Source organism: Pontibacterium granulatum, from assembly GCF_029961155.1.
In the GTDB taxonomy this organism is placed as follows: Bacteria; Pseudomonadota; Gammaproteobacteria; order Pseudomonadales; family Balneatricaceae; genus Pontibacterium; species Pontibacterium granulatum.
Genome location: NZ_JASBRH010000017.1, coordinates 44751 through 67669 on the forward strand (window position 1 = coordinate 44751; position 22919 = coordinate 67669).

At 52.7% G+C, this 22919-nt stretch carries 23 protein-coding genes; 10 read left to right on the forward strand and 13 right to left on the reverse strand.

Going from position 1 to position 22919, the window contains the following annotated elements:
• Nucleotides 1-21 precede the first annotated feature (21 nt).
• Entirely contained in the window at nt 22-1575 is a 1554-nt protein-coding gene (gene gpmI, locus QKW35_RS15175; RefSeq protein ID WP_282354401.1) for a 2,3-bisphosphoglycerate-independent phosphoglycerate mutase, read from the reverse strand.
• 230 nt (nt 1576-1805) lie between these two features.
• Between gpmI and QKW35_RS15180 the strand changes: the two genes are divergently transcribed.
• From QKW35_RS15180 to secB, 3 genes are read left to right on the forward strand one after another with little or no spacing between them, the layout of a single operon-like run.
• On the forward strand, nt 1806-2219 hold the full coding sequence (locus QKW35_RS15180; protein WP_282354402.1) for a rhodanese-like domain-containing protein: 414 nt from the start codon (nt 1806-1808) through the stop codon (nt 2217-2219).
• Nucleotides 2220-2222: 3 nt separating this feature from the next.
• Complete coding sequence (grxC, locus tag QKW35_RS15185) at nt 2223-2477, forward strand: glutaredoxin 3 (protein ID WP_282354403.1); 255 nt, start codon at nt 2223-2225, stop codon at nt 2475-2477.
• A gap of 27 nt (nt 2478-2504) precedes the next feature.
• A complete protein-coding gene (gene secB / locus QKW35_RS15190) occupies nt 2505-2984 on the forward strand; it encodes a protein-export chaperone SecB (RefSeq protein WP_282354404.1) in 480 nt (159 codons plus the stop codon).
• A gap of 74 nt (nt 2985-3058) precedes the next feature.
• Here secB and QKW35_RS15195 read toward each other — a convergent pair whose 3' ends face one another.
• Together QKW35_RS15195 and QKW35_RS15200 are read right to left on the reverse strand one after the other, a co-directional pair.
• On the reverse strand, nt 3059-3934 hold the full coding sequence (locus tag QKW35_RS15195; protein ID WP_282354405.1) for a M14 family zinc carboxypeptidase: 876 nt from the start codon (nt 3932-3934) through the stop codon (nt 3059-3061).
• A gap of 46 nt (nt 3935-3980) precedes the next feature.
• Entirely contained in the window at nt 3981-4301 is a 321-nt protein-coding gene (locus tag QKW35_RS15200) for a hypothetical protein (RefSeq protein WP_282354406.1), read from the reverse strand.
• 46 nt (nt 4302-4347) lie between these two features.
• Here QKW35_RS15200 and QKW35_RS15205 point away from each other — a divergent pair, with 46 nt between their 5' ends.
• Nucleotides 4348-4884, forward strand: a complete 537-nt coding sequence (locus QKW35_RS15205; protein ID WP_282354409.1) for an MEKHLA domain-containing protein — start codon at nt 4348-4350, stop codon at nt 4882-4884.
• An 8-nt stretch (nt 4885-4892) separates the two neighbouring features.
• Here QKW35_RS15205 and trmL read toward each other — a convergent pair whose 3' ends face one another.
• The 4 genes from trmL to glnA all read right to left on the reverse strand — a co-directional run bounded on the left by trmL (nt 4893) and on the right by glnA (nt 9753).
• Nucleotides 4893-5357, reverse strand: coding sequence for a tRNA (uridine(34)/cytosine(34)/5-carboxymethylaminomethyluridine(34)-2'-O)-methyltransferase TrmL (gene trmL / locus QKW35_RS15210; protein WP_282354412.1), 465 nt, complete (start codon nt 5355-5357; stop codon nt 4893-4895).
• A gap of 95 nt (nt 5358-5452) precedes the next feature.
• The gene (glnG, locus tag QKW35_RS15215; RefSeq protein ID WP_282354414.1) at nt 5453-6886 is read right to left on the reverse strand and encodes a nitrogen regulation protein NR(I); all 1434 of its coding nucleotides are present in this window, start codon (nt 6884-6886) and stop codon (nt 5453-5455) included.
• Nucleotides 6870-7937: a nitrogen regulation protein NR(II) gene (gene glnL / locus QKW35_RS15220; protein ID WP_282354416.1), complete on the reverse strand. Its 1068-nt coding sequence runs from the start codon at nt 7935-7937 to the stop codon at nt 6870-6872. Before glnL ends, glnG begins: the two co-directional genes overlap by 17 nt.
• Nucleotides 7938-8346: 409 nt before the next feature.
• The gene (gene glnA / locus QKW35_RS15225) at nt 8347-9753 is read right to left on the reverse strand and encodes a glutamate--ammonia ligase (RefSeq protein WP_282354419.1); all 1407 of its coding nucleotides are present in this window, start codon (nt 9751-9753) and stop codon (nt 8347-8349) included.
• Between the two features lie 509 nt (nt 9754-10262).
• On the opposite strand from glnA, the gene typA reads away from it, so the two are divergent.
• From typA to QKW35_RS15245, 4 genes are all read left to right on the forward strand, one after another.
• Nucleotides 10263-12080: a translational GTPase TypA gene (gene typA / locus QKW35_RS15230; RefSeq protein WP_282354421.1), complete on the forward strand. Its 1818-nt coding sequence runs from the start codon at nt 10263-10265 to the stop codon at nt 12078-12080.
• A gap of 95 nt (nt 12081-12175) precedes the next feature.
• Complete coding sequence (gene pip, locus QKW35_RS15235) at nt 12176-13126, forward strand: prolyl aminopeptidase (RefSeq protein ID WP_282354423.1); 951 nt, start codon at nt 12176-12178, stop codon at nt 13124-13126.
• An 87-nt stretch (nt 13127-13213) separates the two neighbouring features.
• Nucleotides 13214-13654: a D-aminoacyl-tRNA deacylase gene (gene dtd, locus QKW35_RS15240; RefSeq protein WP_282354424.1), complete on the forward strand. Its 441-nt coding sequence runs from the start codon at nt 13214-13216 to the stop codon at nt 13652-13654.
• A gap of 85 nt (nt 13655-13739) precedes the next feature.
• Nucleotides 13740-14363, forward strand: a complete 624-nt coding sequence (locus tag QKW35_RS15245; RefSeq protein WP_282354425.1) for a DUF2238 domain-containing protein — start codon at nt 13740-13742, stop codon at nt 14361-14363.
• Here QKW35_RS15245 and QKW35_RS15250 read toward each other — a convergent pair.
• Nucleotides 14314-15042 (reverse strand): tRNA-uridine aminocarboxypropyltransferase, encoded by a 729-nt coding sequence (locus tag QKW35_RS15250; RefSeq protein WP_282354426.1) that lies wholly within the window; start codon nt 15040-15042, stop codon nt 14314-14316. The genes QKW35_RS15245 and QKW35_RS15250 overlap by 50 nt on opposite strands.
• Before the next feature lie 53 nt (nt 15043-15095).
• Nucleotides 15096-15596, reverse strand: a complete 501-nt coding sequence (locus QKW35_RS15255; protein WP_282354427.1) for a hypothetical protein — start codon at nt 15594-15596, stop codon at nt 15096-15098.
• Nucleotides 15597-15985: 389 nt separating this feature from the next.
• Here QKW35_RS15255 and QKW35_RS15260 point away from each other — a divergent pair, with 389 nt between their 5' ends.
• Nucleotides 15986-16726, forward strand: a complete 741-nt coding sequence (locus QKW35_RS15260) for a peptidoglycan bridge formation glycyltransferase FemA/FemB family protein (protein ID WP_282354428.1) — start codon at nt 15986-15988, stop codon at nt 16724-16726.
• Nucleotides 16714-17727, forward strand: a complete 1014-nt coding sequence (locus tag QKW35_RS15265; RefSeq protein ID WP_282354429.1) for a polysaccharide deacetylase family protein — start codon at nt 16714-16716, stop codon at nt 17725-17727. Before QKW35_RS15260 ends, QKW35_RS15265 begins: the two co-directional genes overlap by 13 nt.
• Before the next feature lie 306 nt (nt 17728-18033).
• Here QKW35_RS15265 and QKW35_RS15270 read toward each other — a convergent pair whose 3' ends face one another.
• The 4 genes from QKW35_RS15270 to QKW35_RS15285 all read right to left on the reverse strand — a co-directional run bounded on the left by QKW35_RS15270 (nt 18034) and on the right by QKW35_RS15285 (nt 22903).
• Nucleotides 18034-19206: a glycosyltransferase gene (locus QKW35_RS15270; protein WP_282354430.1), complete on the reverse strand. Its 1173-nt coding sequence runs from the start codon at nt 19204-19206 to the stop codon at nt 18034-18036.
• Between the two features lie 154 nt (nt 19207-19360).
• Nucleotides 19361-20656 (reverse strand): oligosaccharide flippase family protein, encoded by a 1296-nt coding sequence (locus QKW35_RS15275; RefSeq protein ID WP_282354431.1) that lies wholly within the window; start codon nt 20654-20656, stop codon nt 19361-19363.
• A gap of 45 nt (nt 20657-20701) precedes the next feature.
• Nucleotides 20702-21652 carry a glycosyltransferase family 2 protein gene (locus QKW35_RS15280; RefSeq protein ID WP_282354433.1) on the reverse strand — a complete coding sequence of 317 codons (951 nt, stop codon included), beginning with the start codon at nt 21650-21652 and terminating at the stop codon, nt 20702-20704.
• Between the two features lie 429 nt (nt 21653-22081).
• Nucleotides 22082-22903 (reverse strand): OmpA family protein, encoded by an 822-nt coding sequence (locus tag QKW35_RS15285; RefSeq protein WP_282354435.1) that lies wholly within the window; start codon nt 22901-22903, stop codon nt 22082-22084.
• Nucleotides 22904-22919 lie beyond the last annotated feature (16 nt).

Sequence of the window (22919 nt, forward strand, 5' to 3'; positions counted from 1 at the left end):
CATCCTGATCCGGCCTGCCGCTTATTTGGCAACAAGCAGGGACTTGCCGGTCATCTCTGCCGGCGGTTCCAGCGCCATCAGATCCAACAGGGTTGGCGCCAGATCACACAAAGCACCGTCTTTCAGGCTGATCTCGCCAGCACGCGGGCCGTCGTATACCAGCGCAACCGGCCAGATGGTGTGCGCGGTGTGGGGCTGCCCGGATTTAGGGTCAACCATCATCTCCACGTTACCGTGGTCGGCGGTGATCAGGGTTTCGCCCCCCACTTCAGCCATTGCTTCCAGTACCTGACGAATGCTGTCGTCCACCGTTTCAACCGCTTTCACTGCGGCGTCAAAGACACCGGTGTGGCCGACCATGTCGCCGTTGGCGTAGTTGCAGACGATCAGGTCGAATTTGCCGCTCTTGATCGCTTCAACCAGCTTCGCGGTCACTTCCGGTGCGCTCATCTCCGGCTGCAGGTCGTAGGTTGCAACGTCTGGGCTTGGCACCAGAATACGCTCTTCACCTGGGTAGACGTCTTCCTGACCGCCGTTGAAGAAGAAGGTGACGTGCGCATATTTCTCGGTTTCGGCGATTCGCAGCTGGGTTTTGCCCAGGCCGGACAGGTATTCCCCGAGATCGTTGGAGATCTTCAGCGGAGGGTACGCACACGCCGTGTCGATATCAGCCGCGTACTCAGTCATCATCACGTATTCGCTCAGTGCCGGTTTAACGGCACGTTCGAAACCGGTGAACGCGTCACCTTCCACAAAGCTGCGGGTGATTTCGCGGGCGCGGTCCGGACGGAAGTTGGCGCAGATCAGGGTATCGCCATCTTCCACTGTCGCCAGCGGTGCGCCGGATGCATCGGTAATCACGGTTGCCTGCACGAATTCGTCGTTTTCTTCACGCGCGTACGCCGCCGCCAGCGCTTCGGTGCCCGACTGTGCAGTCTGCGGCGCCTTACCCTGGGTCATCGCATCAAAGGCCAGCTGAACACGGTCCCAACGGTTGTCGCGGTCCATGGCGAAGTAGCGACCGACAACGGTGGCGATACCACCCAGTCCCAGCTCTGCAAATTTAGCCTGCACCTTCTGCAGGGACGGTTCGGCAGAACGTGGCGGCATATCACGGCCATCCAGAATCGCATGCATGTAGATCGCCTTGGCACCGCGCTTGGCGGCCATATCGATCAGCGCCAGGATGTGCTCTTCGTGGCTGTGCACACCACCCGGAGAGAGCAGGCCCAGCAGGTGAACCGCTTTACCCGCAGCAATCGCCTTGTCCATCGCGGCGACCAGCACTTCATTTTCAAAGAAGTCGCCGTCGTCGATCGCCTTGGAGATACGGGTGAAGTTCTGGTACACGGTACGGCCTGCACCGATGTTCATGTGCCCTACTTCGGAGTTCCCCATCTGTCCTTCCGGCAAACCCACCGCCATGCCGGAGGTGGCAATACGGGAAACAGGTCTGGTTGCCAGCAGGTTGTCCCATACCGGCGTGTTCGCAGCTTCGATTGCGGAAGACTCGGACGATTCGATACCGAAACCATCCAGGATGATAAGAGCTTTAGGTGCGCGCGCGTTCGTCATAACGGTTCTTGTTTTATCGCCATCAAATGAGTTCAGATTGCCCGCTATTCTACGCATTTCGGTGCCTGAACGCGAACGACTCACACCATGAAAAAGACCTATATAAAAGAAAAGATCGGACAATTGGAGAGAAATTGACTAACCGTCTTATCCCGGTCCTGATCGCGTTGTATACTTACCGGCTTTGATTTAACGCCAGACCCAAGCGGTCCTCCGAGTCGGGAAAAATGATGGAACAAGTGATTGAGTTTATTGGTAACCATGTCCTTCTGGTTTCAGCCTGGTTGCTGACCCTGGCCATGTTGCTGTGGAACGAAAGCCGCCGTGCCGGCAAAGCCGTAACACCGGCCATCGCCACCCAGATGATCAATAAAGAAGACGCAGTAATCCTGGATATCCGTCCAAAGAAAGAGTGGGATACCGGCCGCATTACCGGCGCACGCCACATCCCGATGGCGGAGTTGGATCGTCGCATCGACGAACTGAACAAATTCAAAGAGAAGCCGATCATTGTTGTCTGCAACCTGGGTCAGACTGCGGGTGCGGCAACCAAGAAACTGAAGGCGTCAGGTTTCACCAATGTAATGCGCCTGTCCGGTGGTATGACCGAATGGAAAGGCCAGTCACTGCCAGTGGTTAAATAAGCCATGAAAGACACGCTGATTTACACCACTGCGATCTGCCCATTTTGCATCCGCGCCAAAATGCTGCTGGATCACAAGGGCGTGCAATACACCGAAATCGACGTAAACCGCCAAGCCGGTGCCCGTCAGGAGATGATGGCCCGTGCCCGGCGCCACACCGTACCGCAGATTTTTGTCGGCGATACCCATGTGGGCGGTTGCGACGACCTATTTGCCTTAGAGCATCAGGGTAAACTCGACGCCTTGCTCGCCGAATAACACAACTTCTATTGAAAGGATCTTACGATGTCTGAGAACGAACAGAACCAGCAGGCTGAAGCACAGGCACCACAGTTTGCCGTACAGCGTGTATACCTGAAAGACGCGTCTCTGGAATCCCCAAATGCGCCAGAAGTATTCACCAAGCCTTGGCAGCCAGAAGTTAACCTGGACATGAACTCCCGCACCCAGCAGCTGGGTGAAGGCGCGTACGAAGTGGTTCTGACACTGACCGTAACGGTGAAGAACGACAACGAAACTGCTTTCCTGGCAGAGATCCAGCAGGCAGGTATCTTCACTATCGCGGGCCTGGAAGAAGGCGAACTGCACCACACCCTGGGTGCGTTCTGCCCGAACATCCTGTTCCCATACGCACGTGAAGCGGTCGACAACATGGCATCCAAAGCAAGCTTTCCTCCGCTGATGCTGGCACCGGTAAACTTCGATGCCCTGTACGCTCAGCAGCTGGCACAGCAGCAGGCTCAGGCAGAAGGCAACGCGCACTAAGCGTCCGTGTTCGCCATAAAAAAGCCGGTGCTACTGCGCCGGCTTTTTTGTATCTGCATGGCCTGCGGGCAGACTTACTGCTCTTCACCACCTTCGGCGAGCTGATCCCCAGGCTTCGATTTGTAACGCACCCAACGCACAAGATCCACCCACATCTTGCTGATATCCTGTGCTGGCGGCATGATACCCGCGTGCTGCAACTCGATGGTCAGCACCGGGGTATTTTTAACGTACCAGCCGTAATTACCCAGAGAGCCCGGGTAGGTCCCCAAGTGACGCAGGTACAACGGTCCCAAACGCTGCGGCGGCTGCTTGTCGCCGTCGAAATCCAGCATACCGTGCGGCGCATGCACCGACACGATTACCGTCGGACGGTACTCCTCAATCAGCTTATGGATCATCTTACTTTCCGGCTCACTCAACGGCGCCCGCCCCGGATAGTAACGTTTACGCATCTTCGCCTGCTGCTTCCAGTACTCCAACGGAGTCAACTCAGCCTCGGCCGGAATGAAGTTGCGGTTGAGGTCGATGTTGTTAGCGTTTACACGGGTCGCCGGACGACGCATCAACCCGTCCGGATTGGCCAGCGGCACAAAGTGCCAGTCGAACGCTCCGCTGTGATGTTTGTTCAGGGTGTTCAGCCACTTGAACGTCACACTGACACTGGACAGCTCGTCACCGTGAATCCCCCCGATAAACAGGACACGCACCGGATTCTTGGTACCGGTCCTGGCCGCATAGTGGGCTTCCAGAATCGGCAGGTTATTGGCGGAGAAAAAACGCGGCTGGTAGAAATGAACACTGGAGCACTCTTTGTAAGAGACACTGGCCAGACGGTCACTGATCTTCTTACACATCTGCTCCACTTCATCGGCACCGGTAGCTGGCCGTGCCGCATATAACGGCACACTGAACAACAACAGCGCGAGAAGGGAAACGATCACCCTCATCTTAGTACCTACATCTAAAATCAATCAACGCGAACCTGAGGAGAGTTCAGGCCGATTCTCCACACGCCATGCGCAACAGTTTGTCTGCCGCCCCGGCCTGCAATACAGCATTAACTTCACCCGCCGTCATCGGCAGGATACTGATCATGCTATCTGCTGAAGCCTGTTTGAAGTCGGCCAGTTGTTGCAATCCATCCACCAGCACTACACAGGGTAGTAGCTGTTGCTGCAGCGCCAGAATATTCACGCGCTGGGAAACACCTGCCTGAAAGAGAATCCGTCCGCCGAGGTGATCAACTGCCGCAAGGCAGTCTGGCGACGACGCTATAGGGTCGAACTGGGTGAGGATTATAGCATCCTGCTTCATGATTTAAGGTTCATTCTATTCATATAGAGCGGTAGTATCTCAGTCCATGCTTAATCATGACAAGGATTCCATGATCCCTATGCAGCCCTGGCAAAGCGAATTGATTATCCAACTTTCCAACACCATTATCCGGAGTTTCCAGGCGCGTTTACAGTATCCATTAGCCGGATTGCCTGCTCACGCATCCGCAGAGACATTAGCCCGGGCGCTCTATGACGCGCCTTATGTGGTACTCACCCACGACGGCGACAGTGACCCACGCTTTACCTACGCCAACCGGGCTGCGCAGCAGCTGTGGGAGCTGGAATGGGAGGAGATTATCGGCATGCCCTCACGATACTCCGCCGAACCGGACCTGCGCGAGGTACGCGCCGCGATGTTGGAACGGGTGCAGCGCGATGGTTATATCGACGACTATCAGGGTATCCGCATCAGCAAAACCGGGAAACGTTTCGCACTGGGCAGAACTGTGGTTTGGAACCTGACTGATGCAGACGACCACTATTGCGGACAGGCAGCCACTTTCAGCGAGTGGACAGCGCTTGGAGCGTCCGCAGCCAGTTCAAAGAGCGGCGAGCAGTAAGCAAACACTTACTTACCACCTTCAAAATCAAGCTGACGCCATGCCTCGTACACCACAATGGCGCAGGCATTGGACAGATTGAGGCTGCGGCTTTCTTCCTTCATCGGCAGGCGTAACAGGGTTTCCTGCGGCAGTGCATCACGTACCTCCGCAGGCAAGCCACGGGTCTCCGGACCGAACAGCAGTACATCACCCGCCTGAAACTGCGCGTCACAGTGGTTGCGACTTCCTTTAGTGGTCAACGCCCAGACGTTCTGGGGCTGGATCGCCGCCAACGCCGCATCCAGATCCTTGTGCACTTTTACTGCCGCAAACTCGTGATAGTCGAGTCCCGCCCGACGCAGTTTTTTATCGTCAAAGTCAAAACCCAGCGGCTCGACCAGATGAAGTTGAAACCCGGTATTGGCACACAAACGGATGATGTTGCCGGTGTTAGGTGGGATTTCAGGCTCAAACAGGACGACGTGCAACATGGTGATACCCGCAGTGATAGCAGAGAAAAAGATGTGGCGGGAGTGTAAGTCAGGGGCTGCCGTGGTTCAACAGCCCCTGACTGTTGAGAGCATGCTTATTCAGGATCAGCGCTGTTGTGACCCACATCCATGTCCAGCTCTTTGATCTTGCGGGTCAGGGTGTTGCGTCCCCAGCCCAGCAGGTTGGCGGCATCACGCCGACGCCCTGCCGTATGCTTGAGCGCAGTCTCAATCATGATCTTCTCAAAGGCAGGCACCGCTTCGTCCAGCAAACCACTCTGCCCCAGCGACAACTGCTGATCAGCCCAGTTGCGCAATGCGCCCTGCCAGTTGTTTCCCGTGGTCGTGGTCTGAGCCGCTTCCGCCTCCAGCAGTTCAGGCGGCAGGTCGGAGACCAGTACCTCACGCCCGGAGGCCATTACGGTAAGCCAGCGACAGGTGTTTTCCAACTGACGCACGTTACCTGCCCAGGGCAAGCCACACATATAGGTTTCGGCTTCGCTGCTGAGAATCTTCGGCTCGACCCCCAACTCTTCGGCGGAGCTGTTGAGAAAGTGGCGTGTCAGGCGCGGAATGTCTTCCCGTCGCTCAGACAACGTTGGCAGGTGGATGCGAATCACGTTAAGGCGATGAAACAAATCCTCACGGAAGCGACCTTCCTGCACCAATTTTTCCAGGTTCTGGTGGGTCGCGGCAATAATACGCACGTCCACCTTCACCGGGGTATGACCACCCACGCGATAGAACTCACTGTCCGCCAGCACACGCAGCAGACGGGTCTGGGCATCGGCCGGCATATCACCGATCTCATCTAGGAACAGGGTGCCGCCGTCAGCCTGTTCGAAACGCCCGCGGCGCGCAGCCGCCGCCCCGGTAAAAGCCCCCTTCTCGTGGCCAAACAACTCGGACTCGATCAAATCGTGGGGAATCGCCGCCATATTAAGCGGGATAAACGGCGCATCACGACGTGGACTGTGGGTATGCAGTGCGTGGGCTACCAGTTCCTTACCGGTACCCGATTCACCGTTGATCAGGACAGTGATATTGGACTGGGATAATCGCCCGATCGCCCGAAACACCTCTTGCATCGCCGGCGCTTCACCGATGATCTCGGTTTCCGGTTCTGTCGACTGTGCCTCGACCTGCTTCTGCTGCTCGAGGGCATGCTCAAGGGCACGCTTAACCAGGGCTACGGCCTCATCCACATCAAACGGCTTCGGCAGGTATTCGAAGGCCCCACCCTGATAGGAAGCGACGGCAGAATCCAGGTCCGAATGTGCCGTCATGATAATGATCGGGATCTGTGGATAACGGGTCTGGATATGATCCAGCAATGCGAGGCCATCTGTACCCGGCATACGGATATCACTAATGATCGCATCCGGCTTTTGGCGCTCCAACGCCTGAATCAACACATCAGCACTGTCGAATACGGTGTTATTGATACCTTCTGCGGACAGTGCTTTTTCCAGCACCCAACGAATTGAGCGGTCGTCGTCAACGACCCAAACACTACCTGACAGACTCATGGTTCAGCTCCAAAGGGATAAATAGTTCAAACAGGGTTCGGCCAGGACGGGTCTCACACTCGATCAGACCGTGATGCTGGTTGATGATCGACTGGGCAATCGACAACCCCAAACCGGAGCCATCCGCGCGACCGCTAACCATCGGATAAAAGATCTGACTCAACAGCTCCTCCGGGATACCCGGGCCGTTGTCCTCGATACGCACGCTGCACACCAATCGATGCCTCTCGGTGCCGAGGGTAATCTGGCGCAAGGTACGGGTCTGTAAGCGGATTACTGGCTTTTCCGTATGGCTGCTCTGCAGGGCCTGCATGCTGTTACGCACGATGTTCAAAATGGCCTGGATCAACTGCTCCGCATCACCGCGGAACTCTGGGATACTTGGGTCGTAATCACGTACCAGCTCGACACTGCCGCCACTCTCAGCCGCCACGAGACTGCACACCCGCTCGAGGATGGCGTGAATGTTTACATCAGCAATGTCCGGCAACTTACGCGGCCCCAGCATCCGGTCGACCAGGTTGCGCAGGCGATCGGCTTCTTCGATGATCACCTGGGTGTAATCGTGCAGAGAGATATCATCCAGTTCCCGCTCGAGCAGCTGTGCGGCACCGCGCAAGCCACCCAGTGGGTTCTTGATCTCGTGTGCCAGCCCTCGCACCAGCATCTGCGCGGTGGCATGACGGGTCAGGAGTTCCTCTTCACGCTCAATGCGGATCAGGCGATCACGAGCCTCAATTTCCAGCAATAACCAGTTTTCACCGGGCATCGGTAGCGGATTCACCGTGTAATCGACCGTGAGAATCTGCTCGGAGAGGTTCCGTAGTTTTGCCTCTCGACGCGTAAACGGATGGCCACTCTGCAGTGACTCATGCAGACCGTCTATCTGCGATTGCTCGATACCAAACCAATCGGTGAGATCCCTGCGGCGCAACTGACGCGCACTAGCCGCCAATAACATCTCGGCAGCCGGGTTCATATACTGGATATACAGCTGTCCATCGAGCAGCACCACGGCTGTCCCCAGATTCTCCAGTATCTTTTTGTACATCTCACTAACCAGCATCGGTATTGAGCCTCTCTCACCCCGGTACGCTCTAGCGCCCCGTTTTCTGTTACTTATGAAAATGCAAAAACCAAACCAGCTTTATGCATTTCATGACCTAAAGGTCACAAACACGCAAATAGGACAAAAACCGCCCAATCTGCGTACATTCCGAGCCCTTTTGCATAGCATGTCGCCACAAGCCCTATGACCACGCCCATATCTTATGCACTATTTTAGTGCACAAAAACAATCCTGCCCCGAAATTGCCCCGCAATCCCTGCCAAACATGATCTACTGCAGCCGGAATTGAATCCTCTCCATATTTCATTGGATTCACAGATCGGACAATTGGCTTTGTACGGACGAAAAAAAAGCCTCCCGAAGGAGGCTTTCTTAACTCAGTAGCGAGACCTTATACGGAGTAGTACAGGTCGAACTCTACCGGGTGAGTAGTCATGTTCACTTTCTCAACTTCTTCACGCTTCAGCGCGATGAATGCATCCAGCATGTCGTCAGTGAATACGCCACCTTTAGTCAGGAACTCACGGTCTGTTTCCAGAGCGTTCAGAGCCTCTTCCAGGGAAGCCGCTACCTGAGGGATCTCTGCCGCTTCTTCAGCTGGCAGGTCGTACAGGTCTTTATCAGCAGCATCACCAGGGTGGATCTTGTTCTCGATTCCGTCCAGACCTGCCATCATCAGTGCAGCGAAGCACAGGTATGGGTTAGCAGATGGGTCAGGGAAACGTGCTTCTACACGACGTGCTTTCGGGTTGGTCACGTATGGGATACGGATGGAAGCAGAACGGTTACGTGCAGAGTACGCCAGCATTACTGGTGCTTCGAAACCTGGTACCAGACGCTTGTAGGCGTTAGTAGAGGAGTTGGTCAGCGCGTTCAGTGCTTTAGCGTGCTTGATGATACCGCCAATGTAGTACAGAGCAGTTTCAGACATACCCGCGTAAGCGTCGCCAGAGAACAGGTTCACACCGTCTTTAGACAGGGACATGTGTACGTGCATACCGGAACCGTTGTCGCCTACCAGCGGCTTAGGCATGAAGGTAGCAGTTTTACCGTATGCGTGAGCGACGTTGTGTACGCAGTACTTCAGTACCTGTACTTCGTCTGCTTTCGCAGTCAGGGTGTTAGGACCTACACCGATTTCACACTGACCAGCAGTTGCTACTTCGTGGTGGTGTACTTCTACAGTCAGGTCCATCGCTTCCATCGCGTCACACATAGCGGCACGCAGGTCGTGCAGGGAATCGATTGGAGGAACCGGGAAGTAACCGCCTTTAACGCGTGGACGGTGGCCGATGTTGCCGCCTTCAACGTTGTGGCTGGACGCCCAAGCAGCTTCTTCGGAAGAAATGGTGTAACCACAACCGGAGATGTCAGCGTGCCATTTAACTTCGTCGAATACAAAGAACTCTGGCTCTGGACCAAACATAGCGGTGTCAGCGATACCGGTAGACTTCAGGTACTCTTCCGCACGCTTAGCAACGGAACGTGGGTCACGCTCGTAACCCTGGCCTGTCGCAGGCTCTACGATGTCACAACGTACGATAACAGTGGTTGCTTCAGAGAATGGATCCAGCACAGAAGCACTGTCATCCGGCAACAGGATCATGTCGGAATCGTTGATGCCTTTCCAACCGGAGATGGAGGAACCATCAAACATTTTACCTTCTTCGAAGAAGTCGTCACCCATGTCGGAAACTGGGATCGTTACGTGCTGCTCTTTACCGTGAGAATCGGTGAAACGCAGGTCAACCCACTTCGCTTCGCTTTCTTTGATCAGATTCAGAGTCTTCTCTGACATTTGGCTTTCTCCACTATTAGAATTTGCCAGACTCGCAGTATGCAGTGCTGAGCTTATGTTCGTTACTTGCCAATACACTTAGCAAGTAGCGTGCCAGCACTGAAATCGCTCGTAAGTGCTTATTTTTGGGACATTCCTAACCAGCGCTCCGCCCTTCTTTGCACCAATACAATGCAAGGACCAATCATGACGCACCACATTGGTGCAAAGCACTGGATTTGTCATACACATCCGCTTTGTAGTAGCGGAAATATAATACTCCAACCTTTTTTAAAGTGCTCTCTTTTGCAGCATCGATATCGGGTTTTGTTTACCTGCATCAAAAGCCGCCGCTCAAAAAGCGATCAGGAAAATAGCATTCGCGCTACGGATATGAGGTTCTGTCATCACAATCCATGTATAATGCGCGCAAAATAAACACCCGGTACTGCTTGGCAGTGCCGGGTTCGTTTTTATGACAGACACACCTGTGTACTGATTTCACTCCATTATCCGGTTGAATAGTTAACATGTCTTCTAACATCGACAACTTGCGTAACATCGCAATCATCGCTCACGTTGACCACGGTAAAACCACCCTGGTCGATGGACTGCTTTCTCAGTCAGGCACCTTGGGTCGCCGCGACGAGGGCACCGAGCGCATCATGGACTCCAACGACCAGGAGAAAGAGCGCGGCATCACCATTCTGGCGAAAAACACCGCCATCAAATGGAATGACTACCGCATTAACATTGTGGACACTCCTGGGCACGCGGACTTCGGTGGCGAAGTAGAGCGTGTACTGTCCATGGTTGACTGCGTCTGCCTGCTGGTTGATGCCGTAGACGGCCCAATGCCTCAGACCCGCTTCGTAACACAGAAAGCGTTTGACCAGGGCCTGCGTCCGATCGTTGTAATCAACAAGATCGACCGTCCTGGCGCACGTCCTGACTGGGTAATGGATCAGGTATTCGACCTGTTCGACAGCCTTGGTGCAACCGACGAACAGCTGGACTTCCCGGTTGTATACGCATCCGCCCTGAACGGTATCGCCGGTAACGACCCGGAAGAGATGGCGGAAGATATGACGCCACTGTTCGAAGCGATCGTTGAGCACGTAGAAGCACCAAAAGTAGACGTTGACGGCCCGCTGCAGATGCAGATCTCCGCGCTGGACTACAACAGCTACGTAGGTGTTATCGGTGTGGGCCGTGTGACCCGCGGTAGCGTGAGTACCAACACCCCGGTTAAAGTGATCGACCGCGAAGGTAAGATCCGTTCCGGCCGTGTACTGAAGATCATGGGCTACCACGGTCTGGAACGTGTCGAAGTTGAAAAGGCGACTGCGGGTGACATCATCTGTATCACCGGTATCGATGCGCTGAACATCTCCGACACCATCTGCCACCCGGACAACGTTGAAGCACTGCCGGCCCTGAGTGTAGATGAGCCAACCGTTTCCATGACCTTCCAGGTAAACGACTCTCCGTTTGCAGGTCAGGACGGTAAGTTCATCACCAGCCGTAACATCAAAGACCGTCTCGAGCGTGAACTTATCCACAACGTGGCGCTGCGTGTTGAAGATGGTGAAACCCCAGAAAAATTCAAAGTATCCGGCCGTGGTGAACTGCACCTGTCCGTACTGATCGAAACCATGCGTCGTGAAGGCTTCGAGCTGGGTGTATCCCGTCCGGAAGTTATCCAGAAAGAGATCGACGGCGAGATTCAGGAGCCGTACGAGCTGGTAATGATCGACGTTGAAGACGAGCATCAGGGCTCTGTGATCGAAGAGCTGGGTAAACGTAAAGGCGACATGACCAACATGGAAGTGGACGGTAAAGGCCGCGTACGCCTGACCTTCATGATCCCATCCCGTGGTCTGATCGGTTTCCGCTCCCTGTTCCTGACCATGACCTCCGGTACCGGCATCATGACCTCCATCTTCGACCACTACGGTCCGGTGAAGGAAGGTGACGTGGTCAGCCGTATCAACGGTGTACTGGTATCCATGGTAACCGGCAAGGCCTTGGGTTATGCCCTGTGGAACCTACAGGACCGTGGCCGCCTGGCGATCGATCCAAACATCGAAGTGTACGAAGGTATGATCCTGGGTATCCACAGCCGCAACAACGACCTGGCCGTTAACCCAACCAAGGGCAAGCAGCTGACCAACGTTCGTGCGTCTGGCTCGGATGAAAACATCCAGTTGACCCCACCGGTACGCTTCACCCTGGAGCAGGCGCTGGACTTCATCGAAGACGACGAGTTGGTAGAAGTAACGCCGAACAACATCCGTCTGCGTAAGAAACTGCTGAAAGAGAACGAGCGTAAGCGCGCCAAGAAGTAAGCAGACTCTACATCATGAAAAGGCAACCAATCGGTTGCCTTTTTTATGCCCGGGGCGCAGCCTATACTTGAGCCAGACAAGCCTAAGGAGAGCCCATGCGCAAGCTGTACCCCGACATCCACCCCTACGCCGAACACATGATTGCCGTCGACGAGCGCCACACCCTCTATGTGGAGGAAAGCGGCAATGCACACGGCATCCCGGTCCTGTTTGTTCACGGCGGCCCGGGTGGCGGCACCTCTCCTGCCCACCGCAGCTTTTTCGATCCGGAAAAATACCGGATCATTCTGTTCGACCAGCGCGGCTGTGGCCGTTCGCTGCCCCACGCCGAACTGACCGACAACCACTCCCAGGCTCTGGTGGCCGATATGGAAACGATCCGTACCACGCTGAAGATCGACCAGTGGCTGCTGTTTGGTGGCTCCTGGGGTTCCACCCTCAGCCTTCTCTATGCCCAGACCCATCCGGAACGGGTCTCCGGTATGATCCTGCGTGGCATCTTCCTCTGCCGCCGGCAGGATGTGCACTGGTTCTATCAACGTGGTGCCAGTGTTATCTTCCCGGACTATTGGCAGGAGTACGAAAAAGTGATTCCGGAAGAGAAGCGCGGCGACCTGCTCAGCGCCTATTACGACCTGCTTACATCGGACAACGAGATCGCCCGCATGTCCGCCGCCAAAGCCTGGTCGGTCTGGGAAGGCCGCTGCTCAACGCTGGATCCGAACGGCGATATGGTCGACCACTTTGCCGATCCGCATGTGGCGCTGGCGATGGCCCGCATCGAGGCACACTACTTCATCAACCACGCCTTTATGGAAGAGAACCAGCTACTGGACAACACCGATCGCATCCAGCATATCCCAACAGTCATTGTGCATGGCCGCTACGATATGGTCTGCCCGATCGAGCAGGCTTTTGCCCTGCAGCAGAAGCTACCTCAGGCCGAGCTGCATATCGTGCGTGATGCCGGTCACTCCGCCTTTGAACCGGGCATTACCGACAACCTGGTCGCCGCCACCGACAACTTTGCCCGCTCCCTGGCCTGACAACACCACCTGGCCAGAAACAGGGATGTTCCGCCGGCTGAATCCCGCTACAATGCGCCTTTTTCAGCCAGCGGAGTCCTGTCCATCATGAAAGCCCTGATCCAACGTGTAAGCCATGCATCTGTGACTGTTAACGGTGAATGCACCGGTGCCATTGACCAGGGGATTTTGGTACTGCTGGGTGTGGAAAAAACCGATGACCGCGCCAAGGCCGACAAGCTACTGAAGAAGGTCCTGGGTTACCGCATCTTCTCCGATGAGGAGGGCAAGATGAACCTGAACCTGCAACAGGTCAACGGCGGGCTGCTGGTTGTCTCCCAGTTCACTCTGGTGGCGGATACCGACAAAGGCTTACGCCCAAGTTTCTCCTCCGGCGCATCCCCTGCCCTGGGCGAAGAGCTGTACGATTACTTTGTCGAGCAAGCGTCTACCATCCACAATCCGGTGGCCAGCGGTCGTTTTGGCGCGGACATGAAGGTCAGCCTGCTGAATGACGGGCCAGTCACCTTTATGCTGGAAGTTAGCTAAGCGCTGGCTAAACTGCTAAGAACGACGCAGTTAGTTCGGAATAGTTTGTAAGATGTCGATTCCCGTAAAGCCCTAACGTATAACCATGCGCGCCCGCTATGCGATCACTCACCCCTTGAGTCTCTGCTGGATCGGTCTCTATCTAGCCGTTTTTGTCTGGTCTGCGATTAATCCGGCAGACACCCTCACCTGGGCCCTGGAAATCACACCCGCAGCCATTGGCCTGGTGATCCTGGCACTGACCTTTAAACATCACCCGCTGACACCACTGGTCTATCTGCTGATTCTTATTCACGCCATCATCCTGATGATCGGCGGTCATTACACCTACGCGGATGTGCCGCTGTTTGAGCAATGGGCGGAGTGGACTGAAGGACGCAACAATTACGATAAAGTCGGCCATTTTGCACAGGGATTTATTCCTGCAATGATCGCACGGGAGATTCTTATTCGTATGGCCGTCATCAACGGCCGCTACTGGCAGGCCTTCTTTATCTGCTGTTTCTGCCTGGCGTTCAGCGCCTTTTATGAGTTGATCGAGTGGTGGGTCGCCCTACTGAGCGAACAGGCAGCAGACAGTTTCCTGGGCACCCAGGGCTATGTCTGGGATACCCAGTCCGATATGTTTCTGGCGTTACTTGGCGCCATGAGTGCGTTGCTTACCTTGAGTCGGCTTCATGATCGCCAGCTGCAGGTATTGCGAGACTGATCGCTTGTTTTAGTAACGCCTTCGCCTCATCCACGCCTTCAATCATCCGGCTACGGCGGGCAGCATAATAGTGGGCATTAAACACATCGAAGTAAGCATCCAGTAACGCCGCCGACCTGCTGTCTCCCATCTGTTCCAGCATCACAGCAGCCACCTCAGCAGTACAGAGGTGGTGATCTTCATTGGGCTTGCGCAGGTTGTAACGCGTCTTGCGCTGGGTGTTAGGCTGGATCACCGGCACACTCTGCAGATATTCACTCTGACGGAAGATGCGTCGCGCCTGACGCCAGGTACCATCAAGAATGATAAATACCGGCTCACGGCCTGGCTTGTGTTCAAAATCAACCATGCGATCCTGATACGCCTCCCCTTCCGGGAATACGATATAGGGATCAAAGCCCGGATCATTCAACTGACTGAGAAGCTGATCATCGGGTTCGGTCCGACTCCAGGCGAAGGTCTCAGAATTATGGATCGTGTCCACGATCAGACGCCCGGTATTGGTGGGTTTGTAGAACTCTTTCGGATGGGTCAGCAACCAGAAACGCGCCTGCGCCCGGGCATTAACGCGGTAATCGCAGATACACACTTGCGCTGGCATCTGGCACGCTTCACAACGAATAATCTTGGAGCCACGCGCCAGGAACGGGCGGCGCTGGTGATAGGATTCTGTACTCATAACCCACCTGTTGTTTACAAGGCAGGCACTATACCAGCTCGCTCCAATCTCGCCTACTGCAGTGCCGAAGCCGGCGTCAGGGGGTCAAATAGCTGATCATCCACCCCCCAGTCCAGCTCTAATGCACCGCGATGCAACAGCGACAAAACCTGATGCAGCTCCTTATGGGTCAGTTGCGCCTGCGCCGTAGCGACATCATTGCCATGTTCGTAAAACCTGACTTGATAACGCTGCCCCTGATGGCTCACATCGACCTTGTAGAGTAAGCCCGGCACTCCCTTCTTACGCAGTTGTGGCTCTGGCTGCAGTTGCATGTCTACCTGTGCCTGTTCATGCTCAAACTGGGCCAGACCGGACTGATGTTCGCTGGGAGCCGACGCTACATGGTTGGAGTTTTTTTGCACCAGAGTACTAAGCGCACCGAGCAACTTCAGAGTAATGTTGCGGGTCAACCAGAAATCACAGCGTGGTTGGTTATTGTTGAAATTTCCCACCAGCAGAATCCGGTCTTCGATCGGATCATAGTGGAAGGTGATGGTTGCGATATTATTCATCGTCTACTCCACTAAGACAGCAGGAACTATGTCAACGCACAGACTATATGATACAAAACATTGCACCTACAAATACCGGACCACTGATACCCTAGACATAGTTCCATCCTTGCTTTAAAAGTACCTGTGAATATGAGACTCTTGTCTGGCATGGATATATGGATACAGCAGGTGTGTAAAAAGACGGCAGCACGGAAGCAATCTACACCAGCGCATTAAGCCCCTACAAGAAATCATATCACAAAGGCTTAATTCGAGTTCACCGCGCTCATACAGCTTCATTCTCATAAATCAGTTTTATACACAGAGCGCAATAATCGTTAAACCGACATCCTCTAACTCTCCAGGCACTGATGGAATATTAGCGTAAAGACTAACAAGGTATTCAAGTGATAGAAGTACAATCACGCAAGTTCCTTTACAGAAAAAAATGCGTTTGGTTTGCAGATAAACCATTCGATATCGACAATTGCGATGCTGCATTTTTTTACGCCGTCAAAAACAGTCACAACATTCCTGGATTCACCTGCGCGACGTCAAACACATTATTGATTGACCTCTCCCCTTCCGAAGACGATATAAAGAAGGCTATGTCAAAAAATTGCCGATACGAAGTTAATCGTGCAATGAGAGAAGGTCTGGCGATTAGAAAAAATAAGCACCAACAAGAATTTTACGAACTGTATACTCAATTCGTAAAAGCAAAGAGGTTTGATGGCGACCTGGATCGCTATTGGGACCTCGCTGCGGCAGGTAATTTATACACATGTCACTATCGAGGCCAACTGATTGCCGGACTGCTGACACTTCAAGACGATATGCAAGCGCGCTGGCTGCTGAGCGGCTCTTTACGTTTATCCGTTGACGATAAACAGATGACGATGATTTCAGGCTTGGCTAACCGGCTACTTGTATGGGAAGCATTACTGGACGCCAAGCAGCAGGGCATACAGCTCTTTGACTTAGGCGGCTATTATAATGGCGATGACCAAAGCAACCCTGAATATAGAATTGCCCGATTCAAGAAAGGTTTTGGAGGCAAACCTACCGAACAGTTCAAATATTCAAAATATTACTCACCCTCTCTGCGTTTTATTAAAAGGTTGAAGAAACTCAAGTGCCAACAGTAAAGTCTGCTTTTAATATCACCGCAGGCAGCATAGCCCCTGCAGTTACGCGCTTCGTCCCAAGGAAGCTGGTGTTATGCTATCACCGCTTTTCTCATGCTGGACATCCAGATCCGTTCCACAACCCCGTGACGGCAACGCCTGTCAAAGAACTGGAAAAACAGCTTTTATGGCTCAAAAGCTTTTGCCTCTTCAGGACGTTAGATGAGATTGCTACGCCTTCCTCATCGGGCAAATCCTGGGAAGTCGCGATCACCATTGATGATGGATACCAGGACGTCATAGACCTGGGCCTTCCGCTCTTTGAGAAACACAAGATCCCGGTTAGCTGGTTTGTGACAACAGATCCAGTCATCAATCCCGATTATCTCCCATGGTGGGACCTGTCATCGCTTTTAGCGAATCGAAACACAGGAAAACTGCGTGTCAACATCGATGAAAGGACGAAACTTATAGACCTCTCTAACAACGCCGATTCACGGTGGTTGAGAAACACCCTGCGCGAGCTCTTTTTGTTCGGCTCCCCAAACAAAGCGAACAAGTTCAAGCAGCAAGTGATACGAGAGCTAAGCAAACACACTGCTCTTCCACGCAATAGCTTCGTACGCCCGGACAATTTGAAAAAAGCGGCAGCATCTGATGTTATGGATATTGGCCCGCACACGTGCACTCACCCTAACCTGGCAAGGCTTTCTCACGAAGAACAGACACAGGAAATACTGTCTTCAATTAACGCACTGAAGGCGATGGGCATCGAGCCGATCAACTGGTTCTCATACCCTTTTGGTAAAGATTGGGCCCGATCAGAAACCACATTAGAGATCGTTCGAAGTCTTGGACTGAAGGGATGCGCAACCACGGGCACTGGATATGTCTACCCTGATACACCATCCTATTTGGTGCCACGTATCAGCGTAGATGGACGTTGGGATATCCGAGCCTTTAAAGCACGCGTTGTATTCGGACCGTTAACAGACACGCTTAAAAGCTTCCTGTCACGTTAACAATCCTTACCCATCGCTGTGAAATGGATAACTGGAAGCCTAAACTTTAAACAGAAGTGCCCGCAGTATCGGAGTAGCCCCCCCCCTGATAGCAGCCTCCCCAGATCGTATCCTGCTAGCTTATTAATCAACTTTTCTGAGTAATAAACGTTCAACACGTGGGTAATGAGCTGAAACAGCTAGGAGCTTCCAGAGCGAGGAACACCCAGTATAAAAACAACGGGCATCTGCTGCTCTCTTGAGAAGAGACCACTCACTACTCCCCTGCCACCCAGTCTAGTCTCAGGATGAACCTTGCAACACATCTCAGCCGGTCTTCTTCGGGTCCCAACGAACAGGCCTTTGACCGGAAAAGAAATCAATCACCCCCATAAAGGCCCCCATATTGCCCAAACTGAAATAGAACGCCAATGAGGCCACCTTTGAGATAATAGAGACCTTGAACGGCAACCGCTCCAGCAATGGATGCGTGACAGCCATAACAATAAAAACCACCTGAAGCCCCAAGAAAAGCAGCAGGGGCGGGTTATCAACCGCCAGGATCGCGGTCGAAGCAATCAGCAACAGCAGAAAAAAAGGCAACATTCTGCGCATCACCTTATTGATAAATAATCCGGCGGCTATCTGGCAAGAGGTTCTGTTGGGGTTCAAAACCTCACGGTTCAGCCAAATGCCACGCAATGAACGGTTGACGATTCGACGCCGCCGCGACATCTCATGGCCCGAACTTCGGGATGGCGTGGCAATATACGCCTTAGCTTCGGGTTCAAACTTAAACCGCTTGCCCTGCCTCAAAACAGTCAGACAGACATAAAGATCATCGGTTACAGCTTCTGCCACCCCCTGAAAGAGCTCGCGACGGATCGCGTAAATCTTACCGTCGTTAGACGTTGTACTGCCGGACTTAGACTCCAGTATTTTTACTTGGCTATCTGCCTTAATGTAGCTCTTTTGGGCACCTTTCATTTTTCCGTGTTGATCAAGAATCAGGCGCTGCCCGCCTACACCACCCACATTTTGATCAGAGAAATGCTTAACCAGCTGTCTAGCAGCATCTCGCTCCAGCACTGCATCCGCATCTGTAAACAGAACCACATCACCTCTACAGTGCGACATACCTACATTAAGCGCCTCTTGCTTACCCTTGTGCTCCTGAAGTAGATAAAACTTAAATCGCTTATCATCAATCCTTTCCAGGATCTCACCCGTCATATCCGTTGAACCATCAGACACAACAACGACTTCCAGTCGATCCTCCGGATAATCCAAATCCAGCGCATTCCGGACCTTTTTTTCGATCAGCCCTTCTCCGTTTCGCACCGCGACAAGAACCGAAAGCGAAGGCAACTCGGCATCAGGCAGCTCAACGACGGCACCTGTTCCGTTTTGTTTTCGCTGTAAAAATAGAATAAATGGGTATCCTCCAAACAAGACACCTATTCCAAGTAGAGAAATTGCAAATACGATCCAAGCAGCCATAGCTCACATATACGTCTATATATTCAATGCATTCCAAAAGGCATCCAGCTGAACATTCCAACAAAAGCGTATAGCTTACCGTCGAAAATTGACCTTTCTGTTCAGCGCCCAACCCTATAACCAAAGCAACTCGAGAGCTGCAGTTGGCTCCGCTCTATTCCCGCAATTCTTCAGCTTTTCGCAAGACACCCAGCGCTGTCGTCGACAAGCCTAGATGCCTATGAACCCTGAGCATTAAATAGAGCTTCCATACAACCATACTGCCTAACGCTGCCCATGCAGCCCCTTCAACACCAAAATGCGGAATCAGTAAAAAGCACAATACGGCATTCACAGCGACACCCAACGCCACACCACGTGCAGTATCCTTCGCATGATTGGTCATATTCAGTATCGGGACCACCGACCCAAGCCCCGCATTAACGATCTGTGCAACCGCGAGTATCGTCAAGGCCGGAGCGGCTTCAACAAACTCGTCACCGAAAATACCCAATAACCACTCACCGGCAAAAATGAGCACCAACGCAGTTGGCAGGGTAACCGCAAACACCACCCTGGCCACAAACGTCAACTGTTTTTGCAGCTTATCCAGTTCCCCGGAATTGTAGAGCTTAGCGATCGTAGGCTCGATCAAGATGTTGGCGACCGCATGCCCCAGTGTAATTAGCTCAGCTAACCTGAAAGCTGCGTGAAACTTCCCTGTCTCAGCCGTATCATCCAACATCCCGAGCAGCAGTACTCCGATACGGGTGTCAATTCCCAGCAATATCCCGGAAAGCACCAGCGGTATCATCCCACCGAACCACTCCCTAGTCCGGTACTCAACCTGGTCATGATAAAGCGATGAACCGATGTATCGCCTCATCATGTAAACATACACAAAGCCGGCACTTGTTGCTGCCAAGACCTGCATCCCCATCGCCCATCGTGCATCAAAACTATCGTTCAATAGCCACCAGGCGATAAAGATATAAAGCAGCAACAGAACCGGGCGCACCACAAGCTTAGGGAACTGACCCGCTACAACAGTACCTGCACCTCGCAGCATCCCATCCCGAATACGGTTGATACCCAGCATAACTGGCAGCGCTGCTGCGATAAGGAAGATCCACAGACTTTCCGGACCAAATTTGTCCTGCATGAACCACGCGGTAATTAACACAATCACCGCCGAGACAAGCGCCCCCAACAGTGAAAAATGGCATAACCGATGAAACAGGCCCTTGAGCAATGCCAATCGGCCTTCATCAAGGTAAATAGCAGTATTTCGGACTGCTACCGTTCTCAACCCGACAAATTGAGGCTCTGATAACGCGCCGACAAGAGTAAAGACAAATATATAGACACCATATTGTTCTACCCCCAAGGTTCTGGTTAAACCTATGGTCACCAGAAACATGATGCCTATATTAAATAGCTTCAGGAAAAGAGTTTTGGCCCCACCTTTCAATAGCCTCCTAGCAAACATAGTGCTAACGTCCCTACTCCCGGCCTGTTATAGTGAATCCAAACTTTTTCGACGCACAATATCCCAGATCCCGACGAAGACCCCGCGCCAACGGTCCCACTCCTTCTTCCTAAAAGTAATCAGCTTTGCAGTCTGATACAGGGTGTACCCCAAAATGGCGTACCAGAAAAAAAACCAGTCTACAGGTGTTTTTTTTACACTTTCTGAGAAGAAGTAGTAACGTGACAGAACGAATGCCCGACCTTTTATAAAGCGGTTAAAATTTTTCTTAGGTGCACTGTAATGAAACAAACGGGCGGCAGGGTTAATAAACAGCCTATATTTCCGTGAAACTCTATAACTGAATTCTTTATCCTCACCCTGACCGTAGCCACTCGCACTTCTATAACGATTGGAAAATTTAAATTCGTCAAATATCTCTTTCTTGAAAGACGATACACCGCCCAGCAGAAAGTCAACCTGTTGAATTTCGTTTATAGGAAAGCCTGTACGTCCGTAATCAGTAGCAAATCCGGATCGAAGCACACGCCCTTCTTTAAACCCTGAAATACCGAAAAGAACAAAAGGAATACGCTCTCCGAGAGCTTCCAGTGGCGTTAGGCCTTCATTTTCAATAATCCCACCGACCCCACCTAACTTACCATCACGATCATGTGTTTCATAAATCCGCATGAGTTGCGCGATGTAATCATCGAAGAGCACAACATCATCTTCCAGGAACACGAGGATCCGTCCACGCGCCACCTCCGCAGCCTTATTTCGAGACTCTGTTACCCCCGGAACATGTTTTTTCAGATAAACGCATTCAATCCCTCTTGCTTCGAATAATCGCTGTTTGGGGAAACCACCCAAATCACCATCATCAACAATAATGACTTCATTCGGCAACTGAGTTTGCGCCAGTATAGAATCAAGACATTTATCCAGATCATCGGGACGATGGTAAGTAGGGATAATGGCGCTTATTTCAAATTCCATGAACTTCCTCTGATCTTGTCTCAGCACCTTGGCATATTGACCAACTGCCAAGCATAAACGCACGGGCTTTATAAAACCCTCGATGTAAACGACATGGCATATAGAAAGGGCGTGTGGGAAGCACAGCCATAATGCAGTTGCGCCACATACCCAGCCCAATTCTCCCACCTAATTGTTAAAAAGCAAGGTACACAATCGGTTTGAAATCAAGTCAAACCCAGTTAGCGTGAATGACAAACAACAAAACTACAATTTCCCGCATTCGAAAAACCGACGAAACTCGGTTAAGGCACTGATTGCCGAAAGCAAAACCTGGGCGCAAGCACTACTAACCGGTAGGTTTTGTACCCGGTAAAAGGAGAGGGAGGATGAGGCAAAAAATCAGAGCGCCCGGCCGCGCAATGATGAACGCGGCCGGGATATAGGCAATTAGTTGATCACGATAAACTCTACACGGCGGTTCTTAGCGCGCCCTTCGCTCGTAGTGTTTACTGCGATTGGTTCACGCTCACCACGCCCCTCTACTTCAAGGCGCCGCTCTTCAATCCCTTTACTTACAAGAAAGGCAGCCACAGAGCGAGCACGTCGCCAAGAGAGATCCTGATTGTAAGCATCTTTACCACGACTATCGGTATGACCAACAACTCTCACCTGCAAATCAGGATAGCGCTGCATTGTATCCACGACACTACTCAGTACTGACACGGCTTCCGGCTTCAATGTCGCTTTATTGCGATCAAAGTACAAACCATCAAGGGTAGGAAGCTCTAAAACGACCTCAGAACACCCATCACAGTCCACCTCCGCATTTGGCGGCGTATTCGGGCAACGATCCTTATAATCCAGTACACCATCGCCATCGCTGTCCAGACTGCACCCTTTCACATCGACCGTTGTATTTGGTGGTGTATTCGGGCAGCGATCATCCTGATTGACGACACCATCGCCATCGTCATCTGCAGAACACCCAACCATATCAACAATTAATCCCGGTGGCGTGGCTGGACATTGGTCGATATCATTCAACACACCATCCTGGTCATGATCATAGGAACACCCAACTGCATCAACTACGAGCCCCGACGGCGTGCTCAGGCAGTGATCATCAGGATCTCGAACACCATCCTCATCAGTATCTGGCGCAACGCCCTCTTCTTCAACCCACATACCGATGTGTTGACTCGTTGATGTGCACGCGGACAAAAACAACGTCGCGACCACAAGCAAAGGAATTAATCTCAATTTAGACATTTAAATCGCCCTTAAA